Consider the following 11,138-nt stretch of genomic DNA (forward strand, 5'->3'; position numbering starts at 1 on the left):
GCGCTTAAAGCGAATCTATTTTATAAAAAGAAGTTTTAGTAATTAGGAGGTATCTTAAAAATGGATTCAAAACGTATGAAGTGGAGCACACTTGCGTTTATTGCGTTCTCCACAGTTTGGGGATTCGGAAACGTTCTTAACGGTTTCGTTTATTTCAATGGTATTCAGGTTATTTTCAGCTGGATACTCATGTTTGCACTTTACTTTATTCCCTACGCACTTATGGTAGGTGAGCTGGGTTCAGCATTCAAGACATCAGGCGGCGGTGTAAGCTCATGGATCCGCAGCACTACAGGTCCCAAGCTTGCATACTATGCAGGTTGGACTTACTGGGCATGCCACATCACTTACATTGCATCTAAGTCTTCAGGCGGTCTTAAGGCACTTAGCTGGGCCGTTTTCAGAAATGGTGAGACTTATGACACATTCCCTACTCTTGCTGTACAGCTTGCAACCTTTGCAATTCTTCTTATATTCTGCTGGGTTGCATCAAGAGGTCTTAACCCTCTTAAGAAGCTCGCTACTATCGCAGGAACAAGTATGTTCGTTATGTCAATCCTTTACATCCTTATGATGTTTGCAGCTCCTGCCATCAATCCCGGTGCAGGTTTTGTATCAATGGATTTCACTGCAAAGAGCCTTATTCCTAACTTTGATGTTAAGTATTTCACATCACTTTCAATCCTCGTATTCGCAGTTGGCGGATGTGAGAAGATCTCTCCTTATGTTAATAAGGTAGAGAATCCCAGCAAGGGCTTCCCTAAGTCCATGATCACACTTGCTATCATGGTAGTTGTATGTGCTATCCTTGGAACAATCTCAATGGGTATGATGTTCGATCCCGCTGAGATCAATGCTTCCACAGAGAGCTTCAACGCTTACAACTCAAACGGAAGCTACTGGGCATTCCAGAAGCTCGGTAACTACTACCACGTAGGTGATTCACTTCTTATCATCTATGCTGTATGTAACATGATCGGTCAGCTTTCAACACTTGTACTTAGTATCGATGCTCCTCTTCGTATGCTTCTTGACAACGAAGACGCCAGAGAGTTCATCCCTACAGGTCTTCTTAAGAAAAACGACGCAGGTGCTTATGTAAACGGTATCAAGATGGTTGCTATTCTTTCAGGTTCAATCATCCTTATCCAGTCATTCGTACCCGGCGCTGCAGCAGTACTTAAGCAGCTCACAAAGCTTAACTCAGTATGCATGCCTCTTCGTTACCTCTGGGTATTCTTCGCTTACATGGCTCTTCGTAAGGCCGGCGACAAGTTCCCTGCAGAGTATCGTTTCGTTAAGAACCAGGGCGTTGCACTGTTCTTCGGTGGCTGGTGCTTCCTCGTAACAGCAGGAAGCTGCATCCTCGGTATGTACGATGATGATCCCTTCACATTCGCTCTTAACGTAATCACTCCTCTCGTTCTTACAGCACTTGGAGTAATCCTTCCTATCATTGCCAAGAACGAAAAGAGCAAGAGCGTATCCAATAAAAAGGCTGCGTAAACATGACGGCCAGAATATAATAATCATCCATGCGGAAATGTTTGTTTACGGCTCCGCAGTGATTTTATAAAACAAATAAGCCTTTCCCAAAAGGGAAGGCTTATTTTTATGTATCATTTATCGATTCATTGTGCCATCGTAGACAACGGAGTCGATGACTCTTCGGGTGTCGTTGCAATATATGACGATATTTATTCCCTCACCCTGCTTTGCATATTCGACGTCATCTATTTTGATTGAGCAGTCATTTCCGGCGTAATAGCCTTTGGAAGTGATTGAGTAGTCTACGAGGTTGTTTCTGGCACTGCCTACAAAATGAAGAATATCCTGTCCTGAATCCTGGCTTACTTCCTCATCATTTTTTACTGCATAATAGCCGTCATATTCATCTGAAGTAAGATCAAATCCAAGCTTGTGGAAAGCCTTTTTGACCTCGTCTGTCGCACAGAAGGTCATATCTGTTTTAGCCGCCACAAGTACTGTGTATCTCGGATGGTCTATCTCTTCCACATACTCATTTATATCCTTGATATTACTGATCTTACAGTCGGTGAGAACGTGCTGGTAATAATCCTCCGTACTTGCGTACTGAGCGTCGTAGTGCTCACCCTCCACTGCGTAATCCTCCTGCAAAAGCCCCGCAATATATTTGGATACTCTCTTGGCTCCCCAGATATTGGTGTGCCAGTTGTCGTTCATATCCTTGGCAAAATCGAATTCCGAGCCTTCATAGGCGATGTATTCGTTAAAGTCACAGAAATCAACGTTATGTGTATTGGCATATTCCTGAATGGTATTGTGTCTGTTTTCATCCCAGCTCTCAGAAGGTGTCTTAGTAAGGATAAGGTCTATGTCATTGTCCTCACACAGTATTACTATCTTATCAAGGTACTGCATCATCAGCTCCTCAGGTTCTGCGTAAGCTTCCAAGTTACTGACAAGAATGGGCTCAAACTCTGAATCCGAGGTTCCTTTCTGACTAAGTGCCGAGAAGCCCTTCAGTTCGTAGTGGTTCTCATAGCTTATGAATTCAAAATCATTTTCATTAAGATCCATCCATCTGTTGTGGAATCTCACATTCTGGAAAATGAAGCTATTGACGGTCTGTGAGGTATCAAGTCTACATATATCGTGAATCGCTTCCCACTTGACGCCTGACCACTTCATGGCATCCATGGCCATTCTGGTGAAGGCCTCGGATGTGTTCAAGGGCTCCGAGGGCTCAAAGGTGTAAAGCATATATGTATCAAGTACAACTGCCGTGGGCTTTTGATATCTGAGTGCCTCCTTGAGCCAGTAGTAGGATACCACCAGGTTCTGCTGCTCACTGGCGAGATTGTAGCTTGTGATTCCGTATTTATCATAGATTACCTGAGGATTAAAAGCTGCTGCCGCATGGGAACTTCCAAGGAAAAGGACGTCAATTGAATCCCTGTCCATCTTATAAAAGCCCTTAAATGTGGTGGTTGTGGGCCACAGATCCTCAATATATTTTTTCGGGGTTATAACATAATTAACTAAAGTGATGACCACGCATGATAGCAAAGCAAATATTACGACCCTGATTGCAAATGTGCAGTGCTTTTTCATTAAAATCCTCCGTAAATAAAATCCTGCGCATCAAAGCCAAAGCCATAGGTGCCAAACAGTATAATTCCAACAATGGCAGTAAGATAAACTCCCCATCTGATAATAAGTGGCTGGTCAAAAATGCGGTCTCCCACTGACCTGCCCTCTTCCTGATATACGCCAACCTTGTGAAGGATGTAGATTCCGATTCCGAGGATCAGCATCTCCTTCCAGGCAAGACCAAGAGTGAAAAGTCTGTTGTTTAGAAGTACCCAGGGATTGAACTCAGTCACCATGTTATAGATGAGCTGTGTGCCCTTCCTCAGGGTATTTGCTCTGAAAATGATCCATGCAAAGTTAACGAGTAGGAAGTTTCCGGTTAGCTTTATCCACTTCTTCTTTTTGGAATCCGGACGAATTCCGCAGATATCATAAAGCTTCTCTCTAAGGTCATAGGTGAGCTCACCGATGATCTGATAAACCGCGTGAATAATTCCCCATACCAGAAACTTGAAGCCTGCTCCATGCCACATTCCACTGATAAAAAAGGTGATAAGAAGATTTATGTACTTCCTTGCTTTTCCCTTCCTGTTTCCTCCAAGGGGAATATAGATGTAGTCTCTAAGCCAGGTACTGAGGGATATGTGCCATCTTCTCCAGAAGTCCTTGATCGACAGTGCATAGTAAGGACGCTCGAAGTTCTGCATAAGCTCAATACCAAACAGCCCGCTTACCCCTCTCGCAAGTGTGGTACACGCAAGGAAGTCCGCGTAGAGCTGAATGCTGTATAAAAATGAAGCAAGCCATATATATGCTCCGGAATATGCGGGATAGTTGTCAAATACTGTATTTACGATTACCGCTGCCTTATCTGCGATAACAAGTTTAAGGAAAAAGCCCCAGACGATGCGCTGAAAGCCCTTTACTATCTTCTCCTCGTCGAATCTGTTCCCATCCACCAGCTGGTGCTGAAGCTGCCCATATCTGGGAATAGGTCCCTGGATCAGTTGTGGGAAGTAGCTTACAAAGAGAATATACTTTGCGATGTTTTTTTCAGGAGATATCCTTTTCATGTAAACATCAGCCATGTAACCGATAATCTGCAAGGTGTAAAAGGAAATTCCGAGGGGCACGATCCACTGGATGGAATCCCTGCCCAAAAGCTCATCTACTATGAAATTGCTGTTTTTCAAAACAAGCCATGGAAGTGTGACGCCAAGAATTCCTGCAATGAATACTGCTTTTCTCATCTTCGTAAAAAGCTTATCCATCAGGAGCGTGACTGCGTAGCTGAAAATTATCGTCCCAAGGAAAATCCACCAACCGGTCTTATAAAAGGCGGCATAGAACGCGATGTTCCCTGCAAGAAGCACAAGCCAGCGCTTCTTCACAGGAAAAATATAGTAGAGCAAAAGTGCGACCAGCACCAATGCATAGTATTTTAGCGAAATGTAGATCATAAGCATTCCCTCAATGCATTAATTTTTCTTCAAATGCTTTCATTTAATGAAAAAGAAAACCATCTTTACAATAATATCATAAAGATGGTTTCCGTATTGTCTGACTTTAACTTAATTTTTAAGAGATTTTCTCGATGACTTCCTTCTCGTGAATCTCCTGGACCTCAGCGATTGCTGAAAGCATAGGCCTGACATCCTTACCAAGTATCTTTCTGTCTACATAGTTCTTTGTGATTTTCATAACTGTTCCGCTGAGAGCGATGACACCGATAAGGTTAGGTATAGCCATCATTCCGTTGAAGGTATCTGAGAGATCCCATGCAAGTGTAAGATCCATTGTAGCTCCGATGATTACGAAGAATACGAAAACAATCTTGTAGAACTTGCTGTTCTTTCTTCCGAAGAGATACTCAAATCCCTTGCTACCATACTGGCTCCAGCCAAGTACTGTTGAAAATGCGAAGAACAGAATAGCTACTGCAATAAATGCAGAGCCGAATTTGCCGAATACTGTTGAGAAGGCTTCTGCAACGAGGGCTGTTGAAACCTGCTCGGATAAAACTTTTCCTGTATTAAGATCAACAAGTCCGCTTGATAAAATCGAGAAGGCTGTTATGGTGCAAACTACCATTGTGTCTGCGAAAACCTCGAAGATTCCCCACATACCCTGGATTACAGGCTCTCTAACGTTAGAGCTTGAGTGAACCATAACTGATGAACCAAGACCTGCTTCGTTGGAGAATACTCCTCTCTTCATACCCCACTGAACAGCCATGGCGATTCCGCTACCAACGATACCGCCTCCAACTGCTCTAAATCCGAAAGCACCTTTTATAATTGAAGCAAAAACATTGCCAAACTGTCCGATATTGACGATGCAGACGATAAGCGCACCAATCACGTAGATAACTGCCATGAAGGGAACCAGTCTCTCTGTTACTGCTGCAATTCTCTTAAGTCCGCCGACAATTACAAGTCCTGCGAGAACCATGAGGATAAAGCCGGTTACAAAATGAGGTACACCAAAGGCTGAATTCATGTTAACAGCTATGGAATTGATCTGACCCATGTTACCGATACCAAATGAAGCAAGTACGCAGAAGATACTGAAAAGAACAGCCAGAACGCTGCCAATCTGCTTGCAGCCCTTCTTTGCTCCAAGTCCGTCGCTAAGATAGTACATGGCACCACCGCACCACTCGTTTCTCTCATTTCTTCTTCTATAATAAATACCTAATACATTTTCAGAGAAGTTGGTCATCATTCCAAAGAAAGCAACCACCCACATCCAGAAAATAGCACCGGGGCCACCTGCTGCAATAGCTGCTGCAACACCTGCGATGTTACCTGTTCCGATTGTTGCTGCAAGAGCTGTACAAAGGCTCTGGAACTGAGAAATCTGTGTATCCTCTTTTCCTGTGTGAGCTGTGACATGATCATCCTTGAAAATGCCGCCAACAGTGTTCTTGATCCAATGCGAAAAATGTGACACCTGGAAAAACTTAGTAAGACATGTCATAAGAATTCCGCATCCAACCAGCAGAATCAGCATGGGGAGTCCCCATACAAAACCATTTACAGCATTGTTTACGTTTTCGACAACTGACAAAAAGTTACCCATATCTCCTCCTGATATATGATGTGTTTTATTTCAAAGGTATTCACAATGAAACAAAAAACGGGCGTTCCATGGAATTTTGTATGGAACACCCTTGTTCTTGTCAGTATAATATCAGACTTTGCACTTTAGCGCAATACATTTGTAAAGTTTTAATGCATTACATCAATCAAATCAGCTCGCAAGATCTCTTCTGTTGTAATTCCAGAAGCCGTAGGATACCCCCAAAACCAGCACCACTACTGCAAGAGCAATAGCTTTTACCGGAGTATCCTCTCCTATGAAAATCTCCGAAGCGTTGGCAAATGAATATGGTCCCACAAACAGATAGTCCTTCATATCAGGGATAACTCTTCCCATCACATCATAGGCATAGAACATCAGTGCCATTCCAAGTCCCAGCCCGATTCTGTTCTTGCCCGCAAGGGATGAGAGGCCAAAGCATATGCCCGCGATCTCAGCATTCATAAGAAGCTGCCTCATCATGAAGGTGTAGAACTCTTCAGGAATTGCCTCGTCAAGCATCATAAATCCAATGGCATAAAATGCAGTACATATCACTGTAAACGCCACCAGCATAATAGCGATGCAAAGTGCCTTTGCTGCAAGGATCTCCGTTCTTGATAAGGGAAGCGAAAACAGGAACTCTCCAGAATGCCCTTCCTCTTCCTTGGAAATAATGCTTATGGCCAGAATCGCTGCGAACATACCGCTTCCAAGTCCGTGTACAGCACCTATCTCCGTAGCGAAATAGCCTTTCAGGGTTGCTATGCTAAGGGTGCTCATTCCAAAGGCATCCGAAAATGCTCCCATGTTTGAAAATGCATCCGCCATCTCTTTCATGTCTCCCTCCATGCTCTGATACAGGAGTATGCAGGCAAGTCCCATGGCTCCAACGGATAAACTCCAAATCATAAGATTTTTAAAATTTATAATAAGTTCTCTTTTTAAAACTGATCTCATTTTATGCCTCCTTCAACAAACTATCCGTCGTGGCCTCATCCTCATAAAAGCTAAGGAAGGTCTCATCATCAATGTGAGGTGTATCCAGCATTGTAAGTCTTCCCTCACGCATTATCGCAGCAGTCCTGCAGTACTTATCAACCTCTGATAAAACATGGGTTGAAAGCAGGCAGGTCGCTCCCTCATCCACATATTCGTTTATAAGCTCGAAGAACTTTTTCTGAATAAGGGGATCCAAACCGCTGGTTGGCTCATCAAATATAAAGATCTTTGGCTTATGCTGCATTGCACATACGATGCTGACCTTTTTCCTGTTACCAAGTGAAAGCTGCTTTATTCTTTTGCCGGTATCAAGCTTTAGTCTCTCGCAGATTTTTTCAGCCTCCTTAGAATAATCTCCACCTCTCACATCAGCCGCATATTTTATTACGTCGCCTACCTTCATGGAATCATAGAACCAGGCTTCCGATGGCATGTAGCCAACCTCCTTTAGTATCCTTTCATGGTCTCTTACGCTGTCCATACCAAGGATTTTTATGTCTCCGGAATTTATCTTAAGGAATCTAAGCATGGAACGGATGGTGGTGGATTTACCTGCGCCGTTTGGTCCAAGGAATCCGAAAATATCTCCCGCCTTTACGCTCAGGGATACATCGATGACTCCTCTGCTTTTCCCATAGCTCTTTGTAAGATTTCTGATCTCTATTACGTTTTCTTTCATAGTGCCTCCTCTTGTTATGTTATCTGGTCTTCACTTGGAGCAGTTTTTTGTTTTCTTACTCTCTGTAATTTATTCATAACAAAAATAAAAAACGGGAACAATACATGTTCCCGTAAGATGCACTATTTCACCTCTATCATTCACTTTTTTTGTGCTCAGTCTGGAAAAGTCTGAGGTCTTCGTTAAGTCTTTTATCATCTATTCTGCGCTTTGATTTATAGATAAAGAACACGCAGATATACACGATCAGAATATATACCGCAAATATCAAAAGCACTAAGAGATTTTTATCAAACCAGCTTCCAAAGTGGGCAACCGCACAGTACAATGCCGTACACAGAAGCATTCCGCAAATCTCTTTTACTCCCATCTGATCTGCCTCATCGAAATTCCATAGCAGGTACACCTGGATGTAGCCGATGAAGTAGCAGGTAAAGATCATCTCCGTCATGTGCAGAATACTAGCATCAAAGATGCCGCCTATCATCCTGTATACACAGTAATAAAACAGAATGGAGAAGAAATACAGGCATGCCTTGAACTCAATTCCAATTTCCTTTGTGAGATACAGCTCCCACAGGGTAACCTTTTTGTTGTCCTTCATTTACCTATCCCCCCTTAGCATTCTTCTAAAATCCGAGGCATATCTTCTTGATATGATGATATGCTCTCCACCCTCAATTGTGGCATCAATCCTGTTTGAAGAAAGGCTCTTTAGGGCCTCCACTCTGTTGACATTTATGACCATTGCTTTGCTGCATCTGAAAAAGGTTCCATCATCAAAATCTGTCATGAAAGAATTAAGTGTTCCGTCAATCTTAAGAACCTTGTTCCCTGTATATGCAAAGAGCTTATCATCAACAGATTCGATATAAAGTATCTCTTCCAGTTTGATAAGTTCGCTTCCCGTGTCACTTTTGCCCCAGAGCTTATCGTCAGCTCCCTGAAGTATTCCGATTATTCTATTAAGATCCCGGGTGAGTTCCTTGTAGCGGATGACTACACTGTCCTCTCCCGAGTCAATTTTCTGAATGTCAATTTTCATGGCAGGTAATATGTTTGATCCCCATCAATTTTCATACTTTATTTTCCATGATTTTTAGATCATGCTTTGTCCTTCAAAGTGGCATTCATACTTCCCATACGATATCCACCTATATCAAGTGTAACATATAGAAAGCCTATTTCCTTAAATTTTTCATAAACTGCTTCGCGCATTCCCTTTTCAGCAAGACGTGAGATGTCCTTAGCAGGCACTTCTATTCTTGCAAGGTTCCCGTGCATTCTCACACGCTCTTCATAAAAACCGTTCTCTATAAGGAACTGCTCCGCCTTATCGATCATGTGAAGCTTTTCCTCGGTGATCTCTTCGCCATAGACAAAGCGGCTTGCAAGGCAGGCATAAGCTGGCTTACTCCAGGTCGGAAGGCCCATAGCCTTGGAAATTGTGCGGATGTCAGCCTTATATAGTCCAGCCTCCCTTAAGGGACTCTGAATCTTAAGCTCAGAAACAGCTTTAAGACCGGGGCGATAATCACCCAGGTCATCCATGTTTGAGCCCTCAGCCACATATTCTATTCCGTTTTCTTTAGCAACCTTTTGGATTTCTGAAAAAAAGCTGCGCTTACAAAAATAGCATCTGTCCGGTGAGTTTTTCCTGTATTCCTCTATTTTCAAAGGGTCAACAACACAGACTACATGCCTTATTCCGCGCTGTTCACAGAACTCCTTCGCTTCTTTAAGCTCGCGCTTTGGAAGCGCCGCATCAACTGTAGTGACAGCAAGTGCACGGTCTCCCAGCACCTCATGGGCAACCGTAAGTAGAAAGGTCGAATCAACTCCTGCTGAAAAGCCAACTGCAAGGGAGCCGAGATTTTTAATGTAGTCCTTTAGTTTATCAAGCTTTTGCTGTAAATCTTCTGTCATCAATTTCTGATTCATGTCATTCCCTTCTGTGCTTGTATAACTTTCTATAATTATATGAAAACATGCACCCTGGAAAATTACAAGGAGCCTATAAATTTGAAGACCTTATCAAAGTACTGATCAGGATTAAGAGTGTAGTGCTCCTTATCTACTGCTGTATAGATGTCCATTCCCATCTTTTTTTCGAAGTAATCCTTAAGATCAAGATTAGTCTGCCACTTATCAGGATCGTATGCACCGTAGCGGCTTTTCACATCATTCATCCTGTCTATGATATCCATGATTCCTTCTGCCCCTGCGATCGCATCACAGAGCTGGATCAGCTTATCATAATCATCCTGAGTGGTTTCCTTTAGCTTAACCCGAATCATTTCCGTATCTTCTTCCGATGTGTCAAAGTTACCGACATACGCCTCAATCCTGTCCAGATTGAAGGAGTGTGTCAGGCATATTCTCGCCACATCATCATATCCAAGGGACAGCATATACTTATAGCCTTCGGATACGTGCTTTAAATGAAACACTCCAAACTTTCTTCCAATATCATGAAGTAGTCCAAGGACATAGGCTTTCTCCGTTTCAAGTCCGCTATACTGTGCAATTTTCTCAGCGCAGTGTGCTGTGATTCTACTGTGGTCCACCCACTTTCCGGGATTACTCTTTTCCGCATCTATAAGTAATTCTTCTGCCTTTTCTTTTGTCGGATACATTTTATTCCTCCGTTTTTATTTTTAATGTAATGTCTGCCCCAGGGGCATGGTCAAGGCCTTGTCAGAGCCTCTAAATCCCCTTCTTTGCAATGAACCTTGTAGCAGTTAGCTGAACCTAACGCCAGATTTTTATTGTTAATAAGATGGAGCCCATATTCATCATGGAGAATTGTGCTCATCTTATCTATGTCCAGTACGCTTTTTTCAAGTGACATTTCTCATACTCTCCCATTTTTTCATACCTCTAATTTATATTTCTGATCCACTACTTTCAATATTTCATTATTATACCCATCAACTAAGCGACTTACAATCAAGCATTTCCGCATAATAAAAAGAGACACTCTATAAAGAATGCCTCTTTTAAATCCAGTTCAAACCTTATCCGGATATCGTGGGAACTGTCCCAAAAGCTGAGGGACATATCTTTCAATGACAGCGCATAACAGGAGCGCTCCCGGTTTAGTAGACATGCCAGACAGAAAAAAGAATAGCGGCATGTGAAAGGTATATAGCAAGCGCCTATACATGGGTGTATCCAGGTTACCGGTTGTATGCCCAAGTATCACGAGAATAATCGTTATCGCTTTCGTGATGTCGATCAGTTCGATCCTATACTTCTTTTTCGCTTCGCTCATAGTTGTTCACACCCTATTTGTCAACAG

12 protein-coding genes are annotated in these 11,138 nt (G+C 42.7%); 1 reads left to right on the top strand and 11 read right to left on the bottom strand.

Annotated features, from left to right (window positions below):
• Nucleotides 1-60 precede the first annotated feature (60 nt).
• On the top strand, nucleotides 61-1,506 hold the full coding sequence (locus G601_RS0120370; protein WP_026666438.1) for an APC family permease: 1,446 nt from the start codon (nucleotides 61-63) through the stop codon (nucleotides 1,504-1,506).
• Between the two features lie 117 nt (nucleotides 1,507-1,623).
• On the opposite strand, the gene G601_RS0120375 is transcribed toward G601_RS0120370, so the two are convergent.
• The 11 genes from G601_RS0120375 to G601_RS27485 form a co-directional block, all read right to left on the bottom strand.
• Complete coding sequence (locus tag G601_RS0120375; RefSeq protein ID WP_026666439.1) at nucleotides 1,624-3,096, bottom strand: hypothetical protein; 1,473 nt, start codon at nucleotides 3,094-3,096, stop codon at nucleotides 1,624-1,626.
• On the bottom strand, nucleotides 3,096-4,535 hold the full coding sequence (locus G601_RS0120380) for an MBOAT family O-acyltransferase (RefSeq protein ID WP_026666440.1): 1,440 nt from the start codon (nucleotides 4,533-4,535) through the stop codon (nucleotides 3,096-3,098). The genes G601_RS0120375 and G601_RS0120380 overlap by 1 nt, the downstream gene beginning before the upstream one ends.
• Nucleotides 4,536-4,653: 118 nt before the next feature.
• Entirely contained in the window at nucleotides 4,654-6,156 is a 1,503-nt protein-coding gene (locus G601_RS0120385) for an alanine/glycine:cation symporter family protein (protein ID WP_026666441.1), read from the bottom strand.
• A gap of 171 nt (nucleotides 6,157-6,327) precedes the next feature.
• Nucleotides 6,328-7,116 carry an ABC transporter permease subunit gene (locus G601_RS0120390; RefSeq protein WP_026493418.1) on the bottom strand — a complete coding sequence of 263 codons (789 nt, stop codon included), beginning with the start codon at nucleotides 7,114-7,116 and terminating at the stop codon, nucleotides 6,328-6,330.
• A 1-nt stretch (nucleotide 7,117) separates the two neighbouring features.
• Complete coding sequence (locus G601_RS0120395) at nucleotides 7,118-7,837, bottom strand: ABC transporter ATP-binding protein (RefSeq protein ID WP_026666442.1); 720 nt, start codon at nucleotides 7,835-7,837, stop codon at nucleotides 7,118-7,120.
• Nucleotides 7,838-7,973: 136 nt separating this feature from the next.
• The gene (locus G601_RS0120400; RefSeq protein WP_026493416.1) at nucleotides 7,974-8,441 is read right to left on the bottom strand and encodes a DUF3021 family protein; all 468 of its coding nucleotides are present in this window, start codon (nucleotides 8,439-8,441) and stop codon (nucleotides 7,974-7,976) included.
• Nucleotides 8,442-8,882 (bottom strand): LytTR family DNA-binding domain-containing protein, encoded by a 441-nt coding sequence (locus G601_RS0120405; RefSeq protein ID WP_026493415.1) that lies wholly within the window; start codon nucleotides 8,880-8,882, stop codon nucleotides 8,442-8,444.
• A 59-nt stretch (nucleotides 8,883-8,941) separates the two neighbouring features.
• A complete protein-coding gene (larE, locus tag G601_RS0120410) occupies nucleotides 8,942-9,778 on the bottom strand; it encodes an ATP-dependent sacrificial sulfur transferase LarE (protein ID WP_242834461.1) in 837 nt (278 codons plus the stop codon).
• A gap of 62 nt (nucleotides 9,779-9,840) precedes the next feature.
• Nucleotides 9,841-10,473, bottom strand: a complete 633-nt coding sequence (locus G601_RS24410) for an HD domain-containing protein (RefSeq protein ID WP_051206120.1) — start codon at nucleotides 10,471-10,473, stop codon at nucleotides 9,841-9,843.
• A gap of 50 nt (nucleotides 10,474-10,523) precedes the next feature.
• Entirely contained in the window at nucleotides 10,524-10,688 is a 165-nt protein-coding gene (locus G601_RS26350) for a hypothetical protein (protein ID WP_155834588.1), read from the bottom strand.
• Nucleotides 10,689-10,847: 159 nt separating this feature from the next.
• A complete protein-coding gene (locus G601_RS27485) occupies nucleotides 10,848-11,111 on the bottom strand; it encodes an acyltransferase family protein (protein WP_026493413.1) in 264 nt (87 codons plus the stop codon).
• Between the last annotated feature and the right edge of the window lie 27 nt (nucleotides 11,112-11,138).

The organism is Butyrivibrio sp. FC2001, assembly GCF_000424125.1.
Classification (GTDB): Bacteria; Bacillota; Clostridia; order Lachnospirales; family Lachnospiraceae; genus Butyrivibrio.